This is a genomic window from Cupriavidus numazuensis (assembly GCF_905397435.1).
GTDB lineage: Bacteria > Pseudomonadota > Gammaproteobacteria > Burkholderiales > Burkholderiaceae > Cupriavidus > Cupriavidus numazuensis.
Genome location: NZ_CAJPVI010000100.1, coordinates 1 through 17,697, shown reverse-complemented (window position 1 = coordinate 17,697; position 17,697 = coordinate 1). Strand labels below are relative to the sequence as shown.

Sequence of the window (17,697 nt, the reverse complement as noted above, 5' to 3'; positions counted from 1 at the left end):
GTTGCGCATTCGCTTCGAACGACGTCTCGATATTCATCTGGCTCTGCTCACGCTCGCTTGCGCTGTCATCTGCTCTCGATTTGTTGAACAGTTTTGTTAGCCGTTCTTAGACGCCGCAAAGTCCGCGCTCGCAAGGAGAACCCGTCGGCCATGAGGGGCGCGCGTAGCAACCAGGGGGCCAAAGCAAGAATAGGCTCGTGTCGACAAAGGTGCCGTAACATGAACTCAAAGACGCGAGATCGCTGTCTTCATCCGCTTCGACTCGCATATTTCACGAAAGTGAAATTATTCTAGGCGGCTGTCGGTGCTACGCATCGGAGGCGGTCCGCACCGTTTCCAGCGCGCAAACGCCTGCCGCCGGCAAGACCGTGGCGGACCTGGGCGCCGAACTGAACTATCGGAAGAAGGGCCTGCGGCGCATTCTGCTTCATAGTCGACCACCGGCCAATGCTAAACGATAGAGTTCGCATCTCCATATGCGCCCAATAATCACTGAGGTTTGCCGGCAGAGACGGTCACTTGGCGTACCTCTAGCCTTGTCTGCCTTCTGGTCAGGTCGGTGCCATCGCTAGCCTGCACCCTAAGACGTTTCACGGGCTGGCCCGCTGGATCCAGCAGCCAAGACATCTCCTCGCCTTCGTCGAATAGGAACTCTTCACCCCACTGTCGCAGCGAGACAAGAACCATCCAAAGCTTCTCGCCCTTTTCCGTCAATCTGTAGGTGGACACCGCCCTCCCGGCTTCATCGCTCGACTCTAACTCGAAGATTCCCGCCTCGAGCAAGAGCTTCAGTCGTATGGACAGGATGTTCTTGGAAATCGGAAGGCGCTCAAAGTCACGGAAGCGTGTCGCTCCGTGAAATGCTTCTCTGACGATCAGCAGTGTCCACCAATCGCCAATCTCATTGAGCGCGCGTCCGATAGGACATGGGCTGGGATCAAGGATCTTGCGTCGCATGAGACACCTTCAGATTCTCGGTTGCGTTATAGAACCGCTCATAATACACTCGAGTCGCTTGGTTCTATTATAGAACCACAGGCGAACCATTTCTTGAGTAGGAGTCAATGATGTATCCCGAGATGTCGTGCCTCTCCACATCGTTCTCGGACGGTGTACTTACAGTCAGCATCAAGAACCCACCGCTCAACTTCGTCGGTGCGAGCTTCATCAACGACCTAGTGGCTTTGCTGGACGCGCTTGAGCAAAGGCAAGACTGCAATGTGGTCGTATTCAAGAGCGACGACCCCGACTTTTTTCTTTCGCGTGCGGACATCACCAACGTCGCTGACTACACGGCGGCCGCATCGAAATCCGGAGGGCCAGGCGACAATTTTCTTGGCACATTGCTCCGACGAGTCGCCGATACCAAGGCAATCACAATTGCCCAGATCGAAGGTCGCACCCGAGGCGCGGGAAGCGAGTTCGCCCTCGCATGCGATATGCGGTTTGCCTCGAAGGAGCACGCGGTCTTCGGGCAACCGGAAGCCGGCGTTGGCCTCATGCCCGGCTCGGGGGCAGTGCAGCATCTGACAAGGCTGATGGGCCGTGGCCGCGCCTTGGAAGTGCTTCTTTCTTCCAACGACTATAGTGCTGACGAGGCCGTGGAATATGGCTGGATCAATAAGGCCCTGCCGGCCAGCCAATTGGAGACATATGTGATACAGCTTGCCAAGCGTATTGCGAAGTTCTCGCGCCAAGGCCTTCTCACTATCAAGGAGCGGGTCAATGCCATCGCACTCCCCACAATTGACGCCGTGCGCAGCGATGCGGCAATCTTTCAGGCATTGGCTCGTTCTCCCGAGTGCCAGGACAGAATCGGCATGATTCGGAAAATTGGTCTCGATACCCGCGGTGACACGGAGTTGAACTTCGGGCGGGTGCTGGGCGAAATCTGAAAACCAACAGTGCTCGTACTTGCACTGGTCGAAGAAACACTCAACGGATCGGTCCGGTAGGTCTCGCAGGATTAAGCCTGCGAGACTGGACCTGTTCGGTGTGCCAGACAAGGTACGACCGAGACGTCAATGCAGCGAAGAACAACCTGCGCATTGGTCTATCGAGAATGGAAGAAGCCTTTTTCCGCAGCGGCCGGCCAAGCCGCTCTGGTCTCTTCAGAGGCCCCGAGCGGACGTGCCCCTCTTGCAGAAGGAATCTCTGTCCGTTAGGGCGCAGAGGACGTCAAGGTTTGCGTACTTGTTATCCGACAACCTTTCTGGCCAGCATAATGCTTAAAGCATCGTGGCCCTTCGAAACTCCGATGGAGTTACACCGGTGGCCTTCTTAAACGCCGTACTAAAGTGCTGAGCATGGCTGAAGCCGCAATCCTGGGCGACCTCTGTAGTAGTCTTATCACGATCGACAAGGAGCTGCTTTGCTTGTTCAACACGCAGACCATTTATGAATCGCAATGGCGTTTGTCCTACGCTCTCTTGGAAGCTTCTAATAAAATGCCTGGGACTAATCCCCGCGATATGAGCTAGTTCGTCTATAGTGAAGGAGCGCGAAAGATCACTGCCAACATAATCGATTACGCGCTTGAGCTTCGCCGGAGCTAATCCACCTCGTTGACGCGCAATTTCCAACTTCTGTCCGCCAATTCGCGCCAACAACGCAACTGCTTGCATTGCCCAGCCTTCTGAAAAGAGTTCATAGAGGCTGTCTGCGTTGCGAGACTCGCGGCACAAGGCATCCAGTCCGCGTTGCAGGTCCTCATCCGCAAACCCCACGAGCGGCCGGTCCAGGCGACAAGCAACTTGTGCCAAGAAAGGCGACGGTTTGAAGAACACTGCGGTGTAGTCGCAGTTGGTACCGACATCAAACTCACCTTCAATCGATGTCCCCGCGGGGAACAATGCCATGTTCGCTTTTGGATTGATCGCAGAGTGTATTTGGTGGCCGTCGACTTGCAGGCGCACCCCTTGTGCCCCACGCCTCCACCAAAAAAGTGCCGGTTGAGGCTGACAAAAACGCCAGACGACTTGTCCTGGCGTTCGGCGGGTCAAAATTTCGAGCCGGGTCGCTTCGCTGTCAACAATAAGACTAGATATGAGTTCTCCGCCGACTTCGCGTACCTCGTGAGGGTTTATGTCTGCGCAGCCTTGCATCATTAATGCACTCCGGCATATCTATCCTGAATGTCACAGATTATATAGCTTTCGATGTACGCGTGATTTTGCATCGCAGCAGCAGCATGGCTGCACCGGAATGGTGCTCCCAAAGCGCTCCCCGCACGCCATGGCAAGGCCGTGATCACACCGGCCTCGCCCGCAATGTAGCCGCTCATTCGAGCGCTAAAAGATCTTCCCAATGACCGACGCGAAAGACTGCCGTCGATGGATCGGACGGCTGACTGAAGTTTGCGGCATAGCCCCTCTTATACCCTGGCCTCTCAGCAATGCGACGCAAGTACGCGTGAAATTGTCTAGGTAGGCAAATATTGTAAAATATAGCCCACGTCAGACATGTCGTTAGGATGATATCTGCGCTAGAAAAAAAATCTCCCAACAGATAGTTCCTGCCATCCGCCAGCGCCGATTCCACATGCAGAAGTTGCTTTGTAAAGTATGCCGCCGCTTGCAAAACGACCTCTGGTGCATCGCCGTAAATATGCTTCAGGTCGCTGTGCCGCCGAATGACATACAGGCTTGCGGAATCCAATTCCGTCACCAGAAAGAAGCACCATTCTAGCCACTGTGCATAGTCGACACTAGACGTCGGAATCAACGACGTTTCGGATGTGGAGTAAGCCCCAGATAGGTAGGAGACAATAGCGGCGCTTTCCCCCATCACGAAATCATTGTCTTGAAGCAAAGGGACCTTCTGCCGCGCATTTAGAGCGGTGAATTCTTTTGTTTGTGTCTCACCACTCCGCGGACTAATGGGCATCGTGGTGTAGTTAAGTCCCAATTCGTGCATCGCCCAATGGGGACGCATGGTCCGGGTCGTTCCGACCCCCCAAAGTGTCAGATCGCCCATAGTTCACCACTTTTCGATAGCAGGACGAATATCCATCTCGTGTGTCCACGCATCTCGCGGCTGCTGATGAACATACCAGTAGGTGTCTGCAATCGATGCTGTCTTCGTCATCGAATCTGGAGGAAGCTTGGAGGCGTCAATGCCAAGTTCAACCGCCAAACGGCGGTGAATCTCTGCGCTGTCTACACCCGCGTCAATGATCAAATGCATTACATGGATGTTGAGCGGCCCCAATTCGCGTGCCATCGCCTGAACGGCACCTCGAAGCCCCATCTTGGCTGCAGAAAACGCTGCGTAGCCGGCGCCGCCGCGAAGGCTCGACGTCGCCCCTGTAAAAAGCATGGTCCCCCGCCCACGCGGCACCATATACCTTGCCGCCTCCCGACCCACCAGGAAGCCTGCAAAGCAGGCAAGCTCCCACGAGCGGTGAAAGATCTTCTCCGTCGTCTCCAAGAGCGGCTTTTTGATGTTCGCCCCTCCGTTATAAAGGGACACCTCGATGGGACCCACTTCTGCTTCGACTCGGGCAAACAGTTCTTGTACCTGGCTTTCCTTACGAGCATCTACGCTAAACGCCCGAATATCACAGCCCTGCTCCGTCAACTCATCAATGAGCGCCTGTGACTTCTCTGCATCCCTTCTGGCAATACAGACCTTGTAGCCATTCGTCGCAAATTTGCGCGCAACAGCTGCGCCGACGGCGTCCCCTGCAGCCACCAACAACGCCACTTTGTTACTCTTTTCCATTGTTCGTCTCCAATTTGTCCTCTTGTGAGGTGCCTCTGCCTCTTGAGGGGTGACTTAGTTTTACACGTCGACTTCTACATAGGCTTGCAGTAGAGCGCCGCTTCGTACGTCAAACCGCCATGAACTTCACCAATTGCCAACGCCTGCATTGCTGCATTGGAGGTAACTGAATCCGACTGAAGCGGCCCGACTCCGAGCCATTGCTCGCAGACCGGACTCCTAAACACTGTATGAACCTCGCCCCAGACACCTTCCCGTGATCTGCGGTCTTTTCTAACAGGTAGCCGCTGGACTTCATGGCGCCCCCGCACCTGGGTAAGGACATCCGTACCAGCACGCGGTGTACTTCACTGCAGCGATCGTTGACGTATAGGGTGGATTGCTCAAGATCAGTTCTTGGCGCTGAAATCCAGGTCCTCGGCCCACCAGTGGCTTACTTGTGTCCTTGGCCAGCTTGACGGGCCTGGCGCACGGCGTCAGACAGCAAGCACGGGCTCGCGCTGCCCCAAAGTGGCGTCCTCGCGCAGCAGCGGTAGCCGCAGGTTCCGTGCGTGTTGCCGTACAGGTCCGTCTCGGTCACGACCAAGTGGTCGACTCGGCAGGCGGATGACGGAACACGACAATCGCACGCGAGCCGCGCTCGTCCCAGCGCAGGCGCCAGCTCAAGGCCACGCTTTCGGCGAGCGCACGCTCTCAGGCGACTGTTCGTCAACGAGAGAAGACGCTCATGAAGCACTCGCAAGCAGGGTTTTCCTTGGCGCTAACGCGGAAACTATGGCGTTTTTGTGCATTCGCCCTCGCCTCCTCCTATGCATAATCAAAAAGCGAACTTCAGGAAGTGTTAGCCAAGGAAATGCCTTTTTAAGCTAGCACGCGCGGCCTCGATGACATCGACAATTGCAGGAGAAAGTGCTGTGACAATTGAAAGTCGATACCGCCGGTACGTGTCGGGAAATCTTACTGCCTCAGCAAGGATCGACACGCCCATGGCTTACATTGAAATCCTTCGGAGAAACTCAGAAGCGGCCGTTAAATGGGATTTTCGCCAGCCTAAAATCTGCCTATTTTGGTACACATTGGGATCCGGTGAGTGCCGACTGAACATTAATGGCGAAAGCGTAAACTCATGGATTACTCCCGATCGACCGCTCTCGATGTTTCCGGCAGAGTCCGATATACGTGGTGAGTTTTTCTTTGACTCGGTTTGTGAATACACGATTATATTTATTGATCCGACTATAGCCGCACAGCGGCTTGGCGTATCAATCGACAAACCGTTGGTGGGTTTTTCAAACCAAGAACTTATTCGCAGTTTGGTCGATTTACGCTCCCAAGCAAGTAGTCCTGACGCCCTCTTCCATTTATATGCCGAAGGATGGGTGTACCAAACACTTGTGCATCTCGCTCGCGCAGCCGGAGTTAACCGGAGTAAGGGAGTCGGTAGGCCCTCCAAAGGCGGTCTGACGGCGAGGACGCTGCACCGTGTAGAGGATTACATCCTGACAAACCTTGCCGCCCCGATTACGCTCGTCGACCTTGCAGACGTCGCCGGCCTGAGCGTGCGTCATTTCCTGCGTGCATTCGGGGAGAGCAAGGGGGCGTCGCCCCACCGCTACATACTCGACATGCGTCTTCGCGAGGCACGACAAATGCTAACGTCGACCCAGGAAAGCATTACGAACATCGCTCTCGCATGCGGCTTCAGCCAATCACAGCACTTCTCGACGATCTTCAAGAAGATGCAAGGTGTGACTCCTTCCAACTTTCGTCATCATCAATTATCGATTCAGTCGAGGCCAGATATGAGCGAATCATCATCGTATTTATAAGTGTTTTCATAAACAAAGAGGAAAACAAATGATGACTCACGAAATCGATTTATTGACGGAATCCACCAGCGAGAAATCAATCTTCTCTCTTCGCATTTCAATTATCACCTGCGCACTGCTTTTGATCATTGCGATTGCATAAATATGGAACAGAATTAACCGATTTAACGGGCTGTATTTCTCAGCCCATCCGACTATTAAACAATCGTCATAGTCACTGTGCGATCCAGGCCGACATAGTTTTGCAGCAGACACGGGTAGTAAGCGCAATTATGCGCACTTCGACGAATAGATATGGAGATAAGGAGCTTTAAATGGCTGGTCCGTTAGATGGCGTGAAAATCGTCGACTTCACAGGTGTAGTTTCCGGCCCGTTGGCCACGATGTTCCTTGCAGATCAAGGGGCGAGCGTACTGAAAGTAGAGCCGCTGTCTGGCGATATCACCAGACGCAGCCGTCAAGCAATTGACAAGCAAGGTGAATTCTCGGCACTTTTTATCTCATCCAACCGCGGAAAGCGCTCGATCTCCGTTGATGCGAAGTCCCAGGAAGGCAGGGAGATTCTTCTCAAGCTGTTAGCGGACGCAGATGTTCTGGTGCAGAACTTCAGGCCCGGAGCAATGGAACGGCTCGGAATGGGGCCGGAGCAACTTCGCGAGAAGTTTCCGCGGCTGATCTACGTTTCGATTAGCGGCGTGGGCGATGATGGCCCGTACTTCAAGAAGCGAGTCTATGACCCCATCGTTCAGGGGCTATCAGGATTCGCTGACATTCAAGCGGATCCACAAACCGGCCGGCCTCGGATGATCCGTACCATTGTCGCCGACAAGACCGCCGCAATCTTCACTGCCCAGGCGATCTGTGCGGCGTTGTATGGACGCGAGCAAAGCGGGCGGGGAGAGCATATCAAAGTCGCCATGCTCGACGCCATGATCTCGTATCTCTGGCCTGAAGGCATGATGCAGTACACCGTCGTCGGTAAAGAAGCCGCGACTGCTGACCCGAATCTGCGGCCAGACCTTGTATTCGAGACTAAGGATGGCTACATCACCGTCGGGACAATTTCCGATTCCGAGTGGTCCGGGTTCTGTGAGGCGTCCGGGCACCCTGAACTTAAAACCGACCCTCGCTTCAGCACGCCCTCAGCTCGCACAGCCAATGGAATGGACAGAATCTTGCTGATGGGCGAACTGATCAAGCAACGCACTTCGGCTGAGTGGCTCGAAAGACTCGACAACGCCGATGTGCCATGCGCACCAATTCTGCGGCGAAATGAGCTTGTGCAGAACGAACAAGTTGTCGCCCGGGAACTGATCAAGGAATTCGACCAACCAACTGTGGGCCGAGTACGGCAGCCTCAACCTGCTGCGCAATTCGAATCCATCGCGGGGCAGCCCATCCGACCGGCACCGCGAATTGGCGAGCACACGTCAGCGATCCTCCGCGAATTAGGGTACAGCGACAAGGCTGTGGCAGAGTTGATTGCATCCCGCGTCATTCGCATCCCATCTTACCAATAAATGACTTCATTGCTGAAGGAGGGCGGAAGCATAGCCCTCCTTCAGCAATCCATATAATTCAAAAGCGTGAAAACCGAGGTAATAGAAATCCACGTGGCTGTGTTGCTGTATTGCGCCGAGTAGATTCCACCCCGGCCGGCCTGATGGCCTTTAATATCCATAAGGCTGGCTCAATATAAGAATCACACAAGGAGACAAAATGCACAAAATTGACGTGCAGAAAATAACAGACGATGCCGCATTTAATAGTTTACATTGGAGAGTGTCATTCTGGTGCTTCCTTATCCTCATTTGCGACGGCTATGATCTCGCCGTAGCGGGGACCGCACTGCCAAGCATTATGAAATCGATGAACGTCAATGCGACGACGGCGGGCTTCATGGCCAGTTCCGCGCTGTTTGGCATGATGTTTGGCGCTGTTATCCTAGGCACCCTTGCCGACGCCCTGGGACGTCGGCGTGCAATCGCTATCGCAACAATCCTCTTTAGCGTCTTCACTGCCGGAGCCGGCCTTACCAGCGACCCTATTTCTTTTAGCGTGATGCGATTCTTCGCGGGTGTTGGAATCGGCGGTGCGATACCGAACGTGGTAGCGCACATGACGGAATACGCGCCAAAGAAGATGCGTAGTGGTCTGGTTGCAATAGTTGGATGTGGTTACGCTTTCGGTGGCATGGCCGCCGCACTAGTCGGAAAGCAGTTTATCGAAACTCACGGATGGGAATCCGCTTTTATCGCCGCTGGAATTCCCATCCTTCTCGTTCCTTTTATTTTGTTTAGGCTTCCAGATTCGCTATCCTTTCTTATCAAGAGAAATAAGGATAGCCAACTACGATCCATCCTCACGGAGATGCGCCCAGACGTTCTGATCGATGCCAAAGCGACATTTCTCCTCCCCCCCAAAGACAAAGCAGAACTGTCACTGGGTAGATTGTTCGAGGACGGTCGCGGCCTTAGCTCCGTGATGCTTTGGGGCGCATTCTTCGCGAGCCTATTCCTTATGTACGCAATGAGCTCGTGGCTGGTCAATTTGATGGCCTTGGCCGGATACAACCTCGGTTCAGCGCTTACCTTCTTGCTAATTTATAACGCGGGCGCGATTGCCGGAAATGTTGTCGGCGGATGGTTCGCTGATAAATTTGGGATCAAGTGGGTGACGTTCGCATTCTTTGTCATGGCCGCAATGTCAACCACCCTATTGGGCTATGGCGTGGAGCCGATGTTGCTTGTGGCTGTTGCCGGTGCTTCTATCCTAGGTGTTCAGAGTCTTCTCTATGCCTATGCAGCGCAGTTCTATCCAATGTCGATTCGTTCGACCGGAGTAGGCTTTGCAGCAGGCGTCGGACGTATCGGTGCCATCGCTGCCCCGATTATTATCGGCACTCTGGTATCAATGAAACTACCATTGAATCAAAATTTCCTGATGATTGGGGTGGTAGCTGCGCTCGGGGCGGCCGCCGTCTCGTTGGTTCGACAGGTACGGTTTTCTGCACCAAGTCCGGACGACACTGCCTCGCCCGACGTCGTACGAGATAGCACCACCTTCAGAAGCGATGTGCGCAGACGCGCCTGAAGCTTGAATTGAAAGGCCAGCACTGCCACACCGCGCTGGCCTTTCGACTTTGCAACCGGTTAGAGCTGCGATTGGACTATCTACGGGCGCCAGGATGTCAACGCCAAGAAACCGGCAACTCTGGAACGCAATTCGCTGCCGAAGCGCAGCAGCCGGTCCTTCGTCACGATGACCAAGCGGCTCACGCGCCCGCGCAGGAAGACGACCAGAATGAGTTGCAGGCCCGTCTTCCGATAGTTCAGCCCGCTGCCCAGGTCCGTCACGACCTCGACTTTCGCGAACCCACCTTCCTGGCAATGCCGCTCAAGGCGGGCCGCCTGCGTCTGGAGTTGCGCGCTCTGGTCAAGGGACGAAGTTCAGGCGTAGCAGACGGTCTTACCGGCAGCAGGCATTTGCGCGCCGGAAACGGTGGGGACCTCCTCCGACGCATAGCGCCGCAAGGTCGCAACAGCCACGCCAAGGGCGGCAGCCGCTTCGCCGATTGCAAGGAGGGTTGTTCCCGGCTTGTTCATAACCGGGTATAGGCAACCGTTTTACACACGCATGATCAGGTTTATGCAGCCTATCCTTTTGAGCCTGTGAGCATTTGGTCCGCTCTTCACTTGAGACCCTCCCGCCATACCGGTGGATAACCCACCCTTCCGCGACCGTTGGGACGATCCGGAAATTAGTGCTGTGCTGGTATCATCTCGCTTCAAATACCTCATTGAGATGGGGCGAACAACGCACGGGGAGGATGTGCGGGGACCGAGCACATGCACTTGGACGGTCAAGAATCGCCTCGGACTATTTCGCGGCATCACAACAAAGGTCTGGAGCCAGTGGATGGATCAAGAATTTCTGATGCGGTTTCTTGAGATTGGAGCGATCGACCTCAATGGCGATGACATCAAACTCGGCAAGCTTCGGTCCACGGCAAAAGACCTGTCAGCGACGCTTCGAAAGTCGCCCTCAAAGACTGCCAGCTTCACGATGGTGGCGACCCCAACGTTGCAGCGACAGACCCATCCGTAGATGAGGCAATGGCCGCCCTCCGCAAACAATGGGAGACTGTTGCAAACGCCTTTGCCGTGCGCCCCGTTGGCATCTTGAGGGCCATCCTGTTAGACGCGATCGTGCAGGCAGCGCGTTCCGACGATGCGATTGCCGTCGCCTTCGTCAACACGGCGCGCAATGCCTTGGCCCACGCCGAAACGTCCGATGAAGCTGACATTTGGCGCGAAGCCGTTAGCGAAATTGAGACTAAGGTCGATGCGCGCGCCGAGGCAGAGTGGGCAACGCCAGAGATGGTTACGCTCGAGCCGTTGCAGTACACGCCGCCAGTCGCAGTGTCTACGGAATATGAGGCCCCCACTGTCAATCAGAGTGAGCTTCAGGCGAATGTCCATTCCGCCGCAGGGCCATGGGGACCCACCAACCCGAATCAGCATCAACCCAACAGTAATCCCCAGGCGTGGGCGCAAGAATTTGCAAAGAGGATGAGCGTCGCCATCGCAGAGACGTTGGATGGGATGGCCGAGAAGCTTGCGCCGGCCCCCCTCGACCTCTCGGGGCCGCTGTCGACGTTGGCGAAGGCGGTCACCGCTCACGTTGACAAGGCGTTAGCCAGCTTTAGCGGCGCGACAGCAGGTTTGCAGCGCCGCACGAACCTGCTTTGGTGGAAGGAAGCACTGTATTCCCCGAGCGCGCATGCGAGCTACCTTGACTTGCCACCGTTCGAGGCCTCTGCCTTGATGGCGCTCGACCTACATGAACAGGTGCCAACTTACTCACCTGCAAGCGTGTCAGCCTTCCTGCGGGAGGCTGTGCGCTGCCTTCCCGCTGAAAAGAATGACCAAGGCAACGGCGAGCGCGACATGGCTAGCCTTGTGCAAGACGCCAGGACATCTGCATTCATGCAGCCTCTCCGCGCGCTGGCTGAGCAGTACGCACCTGCACCAGATGGTCGAGGTCCGCTGCTATCGCTGATTGGGCACCCGCAGGATTCACGCGCAGTCGAAGCGACGACTCTGCGCGCACTCGGTGGGGTAGACGCTTCCACCAAGATGACCCCATCCGATTGGGGGACATACCTATTCCGTGAGCTTCAGGCTGCACGCGCCACCAGCGACAGCCCAGCCAAGCGGACCAAGAAGAAGTAAGGCATTCATGCACAGGTGCCCCCAATCCAACTGTTTTGCTGACGACAATACATCCTGCACGCTTGGCCACATTCGGCTCGATAAGTGCCCTGAGTGGAAGCGTGTCGTCAGCACGGACGCCGTAGCCGCCCCGTCTGACTCCGACCAGATGCTGCTCCCATGGAGCGGCTTGGCGATGGGAGAGTCTGACCTCAACTTCATCAGCGGCAGGGTTAAGCCCATTACTGTCGGCATCGTCGGCCCCGAAAGCGCAGGTAAGACGACTATCCTGGGCGCGTTCTACCTGCTGCTGGGTCAAGGTGCACTGACGACCGGCGCCAATTCTTTCAGCAACTCATACACGCTGGCAGGTTGGGAGGCGGTGGCGACCTGCCTACGCTGGAAGCCAGGGCAGCCTCCACGCTTTCCGCCTCACACGCCCAGCGGAGCGGCTCGAGCACCCGGTATGCTTCATCTAGGCTTTCGCCGCGAGGATGGGTCGCTACGCGACCTTCTTTTTGCCGATGCACCCGGCGAGTGGTTTCAGAAATGGGCGGCCAACGAGCAGGCAGCCGACGCGGAAGGGGCTCGTTGGATTGCCCGGCACGCAGACGTCTCGCTGCTGATTGCTGACCGTGAGGCACTTGCCGGACCCAAGATGGGGTCCGCTCGAAACGACTTTCAGCTCCTCGCTCAGCGTGCAGTGGCCGAGGCCCGCGGACGGCGTCTGGCACTCGTCTGGACGAAGGGGGACGTCGCCGTGGCGCCAGCCATGGAAGCGCAGATAAGAAAAGCGGTGGCGTCGGTCTCATCAAGCGTCCCGGAATTCACAGTCAGCGTGTACCCCCGTGGCGAGATTGACGCCGCAGTAGGTTTCCGCGAGCTATTTGGCTGGATCCTTAGCACCAAGCGCGCTGGGGTGGATTTGCCCACGACGGAATCGTCTCGTCACGACCCGCTTTTTCGATTCGGTGGGAGATAGCTGGTGGCAGCTCAACACACCATCTTGTTGGTCGGCGAGTCGAACGTCGGGAAGACTCACTATGGGGCGCAGTTTTTGAAGCGGCTCATGGTCAAGGCGTGGGCGCTGAAGATGTCCGGCGCTCCAACGAACCTGGAGGCGTTCACTAAAGCTCTCAGTTGCTTGACTGAGGGAATGGCGACCGACCACACACCGGCTAGCACCTACGTCGAGAGCGTCTGGCCCATTACTGATGAGGCGGGGCGCTACGCCGAACTGGTTTGGCCGGACTATGGGGGCGAACAGGTCCGCAACCTTGTCACGCAGCGCCGGATTCCAACCGCCTGGCACGAGCGTGTGCTCGAAGCTACGGACTGGGTCTTGCTCATCAGACTGCATTCGCTTCGGTCCGAAGACGACCTGTTCTCGCGCCCACTGCAGTCATTCACTGCGGCTGAGCCTCAGGGAGAGGAAGCTGCATACGAGCCGTCAGACCAGGCAAGGACAGTGGAGCTCCTCCAGATGCTGCTGTACCTGGCGCAGTTCCATTTGGACCGACCGCTTCGCAAGCCACGCTTGACCATCTTGCTGAGCTGCTGGGATGAGCTTGAAACGACGGAGCTCCCGGCTGACCTTCTGGCGTCTCGACTGCCGATGCTGTGGTCGTTCGTGCGCAGCAATTGGACGTCGCCCACGGTTATTGGCCTGTCAGCCCTAGGACGCGCGCTCAGCAAGACGGATGCGGACCCGGATTATGCAATCCGCGGCCCCGAAGAGTTCGGCTACGTTGTGCTGCCCGATGGTGAGAAGAGCCACGATATTACCTTGCCGATCCAACTTTTGATGGCCGATGGGTTCTGAGCGAATGCGAGTCGAGCAAGCCGTCTATGGCGAGGTCCCGGGCCGCGGCCACGGACTCAGAGTATCGAGTGCGAGTGCGCACATAGCCGCTGCCATCGCATCGAAGCTCGACCTGCCGGATGCAGTGCCTCCAGGCGTCCAGGCTTGGTCACCGTTCGTTCGAGGCTTTCCCAGCAACGACCACTATATTCTCGCTCGCACATTTCTGGATTCGACTGCGTCGCGCGGCGGCATGGTGGTGACTCACGCGCTAATCGTCAGCCTGGACGAAATGTGTGAGGTCGGAAGCCTGGCCGCATTGTTCACGTTGCTGGCACCATCGGCTGCAGAATGCCCCAATTCGGTGGAGACGCTTGAGCTTGGCGCTGCGACCTGCATCCACGCGCCCGCCGCTGACCTGATTGGGGCGGCCAACGCGTTGACAGCCCAAGGACTGGCTCCAGTTGTCCGATTGGGCGTCGAGGGATTCGAGCTCCTCGTCGATTCACTGTGGAGGAATCTCTGGCCGGCCTTGAGACGAACCTTCGCGTTTCGGCTGAGCTTCGGTCCGAACGACGTGGTAGAGCAACCCGCGCCGGCGCTCGTATGCACACCCGAGCAGCTCCAAGCTCGCTGGACGAAGCACCGTATAGTCAAGCCAGACGACAAAAGCCCGGAATCTGAATCGGCAGAGATTCTCTGCGGCCAGCGCGACGTGCAGCCAATCCTGGCTCTCGCCGAAGAGTTGGGCCTTGAAGTTCATACGCTCAAGGAACTGAGCAGGCTTGAACGGCTGCACACCCTCTATTCCGGCGAAGATAGCTTCGATAGTTTGCTGGCTGCCATACGCTTGGCTGATGGCCTTTCAAATCAGCCGACGCTCGGCGCAAACATCAAGGAAACGCTCATTGGTCGGTTCACGGCCTTGATTCCAGCAGCAGGCTGTAAGCAGCTGCTGCCAATGAGGAATTTGGCGCTCGCTGGTTTTGCCAACACGCAGTCGCTTTGGAAGCCGTTGGGAACCTCGTCAGCAACCTCGGATTTGCGCCCGCGGACGACAGCGATTTAATGGAAATGGTCGAGGCCTCAGTTGATGAGGATCTCGCATTGGCGCCGTGGCGCGCTGCGGTGACAGCCGGCTTATTGACTGCCGCTCGTCGAGACGGGATCACCCTTTCCAAAGCAATCTGGAGATGGGCCGAACGTAGCCGACCGGCATTCGCCGCAGCCATAGGCAAGCTACCGGCTGACGCAGCAATTGAGCAGCGGCTGGCGGACGAAGTGCCCAGGAGGCTCAACGTTGCCACTCCGGCCTCTCTACTCTCGCCGCTGCTGAAGAAGCGCTGGCTGACCGCGTACGGCGCCGTACTCGCTTCAACGCTACCCCCACTCGATGCCGCAGGTGAGCAGCTCAAGGTGGACATGGACCCGGGCCAAAGCGGTGGTCTGCGATCAGCCCTTCGGTATGCGAGCCCTCCCCAGATGTTGGAATGCGCACTCGCGCATAAGGACTTGCGTTTGGTCGAATTGTGCGCAGACGCGGCCGCCGCCCACCCTCAGATCCTGTCTGGCATTCATTGCGACGACATCATCGAGCAAAAGGTCTGGGGCGCTGCGATTGGCAAGAACTCTCGCCTGTGGAACGCAGCAAGCAATGCCCGCGGTGTCCGCGACACCGTTGTAGCTCAACTCGTCGAAGGACGGTCAGTCGACACCGGCCTACTCGAGGCACTGGCACAGACACCCTTGGCTGACCTGACCGCCACCCCAGAGCGGGCGCGGCTGTGGTCACTACTACCCGCCTCACATCGTGACCACTACCTGCAGGCGACCGCAACCGGCTGGCTAGACTTCGCTGCGAAAGCCGCGGTGGTGAATCCTCCTGAAGCCCCGCTTGAGCGCGCAATCATGGCGAGTTCGAGTTTGCAGCCCGTGCTTGAAAGGCCATCGGTGACGGTTGGTGCGCGTCTAGCGATCGTCAGGGCACTACCTTCATTCCTAGAGGATGTGTTTATCAAGTGGCTAAGCAACCTCTTGAGGGACGTTCGCCTTCTTTCTCATACGGAATCTGAGCAACTGGGAACGCTTGTGATGTCCCGACGTTGGGAGCGTGCGGCCACGTATCTGTCGGACCGGCTTGCCGACCATCGTTCAGATCTCATACCAGGGCTACGACTGTGCGCGGGCTTGCTTGGCTTTTATACGCGTTGGAAACTTGAAATCTCAAAACCAAGTGCGGCCGAAAAGTGGAGCGCGTTTGAGCAAGAGGCTCGTGAACTCTATCCAAGTGGTCCCGATGGCAATGAGCTCTGGTCACGGGCCGGCGGCAAGAATGCCGACCTGCCAGGATGGTCTCAGACCGGAGCAACACGTTGGCACACTGCATTGAATTCAATCCGTTACGGCGGCCGTCCGACTACGCGTAAGCTCCTTACGGTTATGTGCGAGGATTTCCCCTGGAACGAGAAGCTGCGCCTGTATGCCAACGACACGGACATCGTTGGCTGGCGTTGATGCTCCTGCATACCAATCGTTGAAACATGAACCCAACTGGCTACCCGCAAGGCCACGCCCTTCTTATCGGCGTGGCGAACTATCAAAAAGTTTCTGGCCTACCTGATGCGATCCTCAACGACGTCAACGACGTCGCCGCGACGCTCGCATCGCCGAAGTGCTGTGCTTACGCTCCCGCTAACGTCGTCACTCTCCTGGACGCAGACGCTACGCGGGCAGCTGTATTGAAAGGTCTGGACGAACTAGCGGCCCGGGCAGGCCCAGATGACACGGCCTGCGTGTTCTTCTCCGGCCACGGTGCCGTCGTGGGTAACGACAGCGCGCTCGTAACCGTGGATAGCGACCTCGCTGATTTTGAGAACACATCCATTGGCTCCTCCGAGTTAGCCGCGGCTCTTGCGCGCATCAAGGCGAAGCGAGTCCTGGTCTTCATCGACGCCTGTCATGCTGGGGGCGCTGCAATCTCGAAGAGCCTGACTGATGGCAAAGGCCACGAGTTTAAGACTGGCTATACGCAAAACACCTTCGCAAAGCTGGCAGTGGGAAGTGGGCGGGCCCTGATGGCGTCGTGTCGCGCTGACGAAGTGTCAGCCGTATTCACGAACGCTAGGAACAGCGTTTTCACGACCGTACTGCTGGAAGGTTTGCGCGGAGCTGCTGACAAGAGCGCGAGCGGCCTCATCAAGGTCTTTGACCTGTTTAACTACATCTCCGAAGAGGTGCCTAAGCTGATCCCAGACAACCAGCACCCAATCTTTAAGGCTGACGACCTTGAAGGCAACTTCGCTGTCGCGCTGAGCCAAGGCGGAAAGAAGTCGCCGTACAGCCCCGAGACCACGGGCACGGCGCGAGAGGCGGACCCTTGGTCCGTGCTAGAGAAGGTATTGGTCGAGCTTTACCCATTCGGACCGAAGGATCAGGAGGTGTGGAGCCGCGCAGGTGGTGACCTATCTCGTCTCCAGTTTCATCCCACTGGTCAGGCTGCTTGGCATGCAGCGCTTCGAACGCTGAAACAGGGCGGGGGAGGCAGGAATATCAACTTTGGCAGCTTGCTAAAGACAGCGCAGGAAGACTTTTCGAACCATCCGCAGTTGGCGATGCTGCAGGCGCCTTGAGCGCGAGCGTTTGAGCGTACTTGCCGTCACTTGGCCTAGGCTTCGAGCTGGCCGAATCATGCGCCTTCCGCTTTCTCGGAAGGCAGCATGTGCCCTGGCAAAGGGATTCTAATCAACCACTATGCATCAGGCGCGAGTTCGCTGGACTTTCGGGTTTCCCCACTGCCAACTTTCCATCCCCCGCCCGCTGCGGCAAATATGCGCACCAGGCCGACGCGCAGGCTGGCATCAGAGGCGGCCTGCTGCGATTCTGCGCTAAGCAGGTCGCGCTCGGCAACCAGTACGTCAAGCAGTCCGATATACCCAAAGCGATACTGCGTCCGCGCAAGCTCAGCAGCACGTCGGGTCTGCTCGACTCCCGCCGCCAGCGAAGCATTGTATGCAGTCATTTCCCGGCGTCTATCAAACGGGTCGCTGAATGAGGATGATGGTGTCCACCCACCACAGGAGGATACCGATGAAAGAGAAATCCCCGGAACTGAAAGTCGTCAGTTGCAACCGCA

The 17,697-nt window shown here is 56.8% G+C and carries 15 protein-coding genes and 3 pseudogenes; 12 read left to right on the top strand and 6 right to left on the bottom strand.

All coding sequences use genetic code 11. The annotated features are described in order from the left end of the window. A pseudogene (locus KHO41_RS39320) lies at positions 1–100 on the top strand (IS5/IS1182 family transposase); the annotation flags it as partial. A 389-nt stretch (positions 101–489) separates the two neighbouring features. Here the strand turns inward: KHO41_RS39320 and KHO41_RS39315 are convergent. Further along, positions 490–957, bottom strand: coding sequence for a winged helix-turn-helix transcriptional regulator (locus KHO41_RS39315; protein ID WP_211958604.1), 468 nt, complete (start codon positions 955–957; stop codon positions 490–492). A gap of 107 nt (positions 958–1,064) precedes the next feature. Here KHO41_RS39315 and KHO41_RS39310 point away from each other — a divergent pair, with 107 nt between their 5' ends. Continuing rightward, positions 1,065–1,895 (top strand): enoyl-CoA hydratase/isomerase family protein, encoded by an 831-nt coding sequence (locus KHO41_RS39310; protein WP_211958603.1) that lies wholly within the window; start codon positions 1,065–1,067, stop codon positions 1,893–1,895. After that, the gene (locus KHO41_RS42115) at positions 1,892–2,284 is read left to right on the top strand and encodes a zinc ribbon domain-containing protein (protein ID WP_455363903.1); all 393 of its coding nucleotides are present in this window, start codon (positions 1,892–1,894) and stop codon (positions 2,282–2,284) included. Before KHO41_RS39310 ends, KHO41_RS42115 begins: the two co-directional genes overlap by 4 nt. Here KHO41_RS42115 and KHO41_RS39305 read toward each other — a convergent pair. The 3 genes from KHO41_RS39305 to KHO41_RS39295 form a co-directional block, all read right to left on the bottom strand. After that, the gene (locus KHO41_RS39305; RefSeq protein WP_244874243.1) at positions 2,229–3,107 is read right to left on the bottom strand and encodes a helix-turn-helix domain-containing protein; all 879 of its coding nucleotides are present in this window, start codon (positions 3,105–3,107) and stop codon (positions 2,229–2,231) included. The two genes, KHO41_RS42115 and KHO41_RS39305, sit on opposite strands and share 56 nt — an antisense overlap. A 172-nt stretch (positions 3,108–3,279) precedes the next feature. Further along, positions 3,280–3,975, bottom strand: coding sequence for a glutathione S-transferase family protein (locus tag KHO41_RS39300; RefSeq protein WP_211958602.1), 696 nt, complete (start codon positions 3,973–3,975; stop codon positions 3,280–3,282). Between the two features lie 3 nt (positions 3,976–3,978). Further along, positions 3,979–4,722 (bottom strand): SDR family NAD(P)-dependent oxidoreductase, encoded by a 744-nt coding sequence (locus KHO41_RS39295; RefSeq protein WP_211958601.1) that lies wholly within the window; start codon positions 4,720–4,722, stop codon positions 3,979–3,981. Positions 4,723–5,708: 986 nt separating this feature from the next. On the opposite strand from KHO41_RS39295, the gene KHO41_RS39290 reads away from it, so the two are divergent. The 3 genes from KHO41_RS39290 to KHO41_RS39280 all read left to right on the top strand — a co-directional run bounded on the left by KHO41_RS39290 (position 5,709) and on the right by KHO41_RS39280 (position 9,644). After that, entirely contained in the window at positions 5,709–6,551 is an 843-nt protein-coding gene (locus KHO41_RS39290; protein ID WP_211958600.1) for a helix-turn-helix domain-containing protein, read from the top strand. A gap of 314 nt (positions 6,552–6,865) precedes the next feature. After that, the gene (locus tag KHO41_RS39285; RefSeq protein ID WP_211958599.1) at positions 6,866–8,071 is read left to right on the top strand and encodes a CaiB/BaiF CoA transferase family protein; all 1,206 of its coding nucleotides are present in this window, start codon (positions 6,866–6,868) and stop codon (positions 8,069–8,071) included. 199 nt (positions 8,072–8,270) lie between these two features. Further along, positions 8,271–9,644: an MFS transporter gene (locus tag KHO41_RS39280; protein ID WP_211958598.1), complete on the top strand. Its 1,374-nt coding sequence runs from the start codon at positions 8,271–8,273 to the stop codon at positions 9,642–9,644. 80 nt (positions 9,645–9,724) lie between these two features. Here the strand turns inward: KHO41_RS39280 and KHO41_RS39275 are convergent. Next, positions 9,725–9,937, bottom strand: a pseudogene (locus KHO41_RS39275) (IS607 family transposase); the annotation flags it as partial. Between the two features lie 418 nt (positions 9,938–10,355). On the opposite strand from KHO41_RS39275, the pseudogene KHO41_RS39265 reads away from it, so the two are divergent. From KHO41_RS39265 to KHO41_RS39240, 6 genes and pseudogenes are all read left to right on the top strand, one after another. Further along, a pseudogene (locus tag KHO41_RS39265) lies at positions 10,356–11,785 on the top strand (GTPase-associated system all-helical protein GASH). Positions 11,786–11,960: 175 nt separating this feature from the next. Then, on the top strand, positions 11,961–12,746 hold the full coding sequence (locus KHO41_RS39260) for a TRAFAC clade GTPase domain-containing protein (protein WP_211958595.1): 786 nt from the start codon (positions 11,961–11,963) through the stop codon (positions 12,744–12,746). Between the two features lie 3 nt (positions 12,747–12,749). Then, on the top strand, positions 12,750–13,586 hold the full coding sequence (locus KHO41_RS39255; protein WP_211958594.1) for a TRAFAC clade GTPase domain-containing protein: 837 nt from the start codon (positions 12,750–12,752) through the stop codon (positions 13,584–13,586). Between the two features lie 4 nt (positions 13,587–13,590). Beyond that, a complete protein-coding gene (locus KHO41_RS39250) occupies positions 13,591–14,634 on the top strand; it encodes a GAP1-N1 domain-containing protein (protein WP_211958593.1) in 1,044 nt (347 codons plus the stop codon). Next, positions 14,634–16,079 carry an effector-associated domain EAD1-containing protein gene (locus KHO41_RS39245; protein ID WP_211958592.1) on the top strand — a complete coding sequence of 482 codons (1,446 nt, stop codon included), beginning with the start codon at positions 14,634–14,636 and terminating at the stop codon, positions 16,077–16,079. The genes KHO41_RS39250 and KHO41_RS39245 overlap by 1 nt, the downstream gene beginning before the upstream one ends. A 26-nt stretch (positions 16,080–16,105) precedes the next feature. Further along, positions 16,106–17,194, top strand: a complete 1,089-nt coding sequence (locus KHO41_RS39240) for a caspase family protein (protein ID WP_211958591.1) — start codon at positions 16,106–16,108, stop codon at positions 17,192–17,194. A 119-nt stretch (positions 17,195–17,313) separates the two neighbouring features. Here the strand turns inward: KHO41_RS39240 and KHO41_RS39235 are convergent, their stop codons facing one another. Next, entirely contained in the window at positions 17,314–17,583 is a 270-nt protein-coding gene (locus KHO41_RS39235; RefSeq protein WP_211958590.1) for a TolC family protein, read from the bottom strand. Between the last annotated feature and the right edge of the window lie 114 nt (positions 17,584–17,697).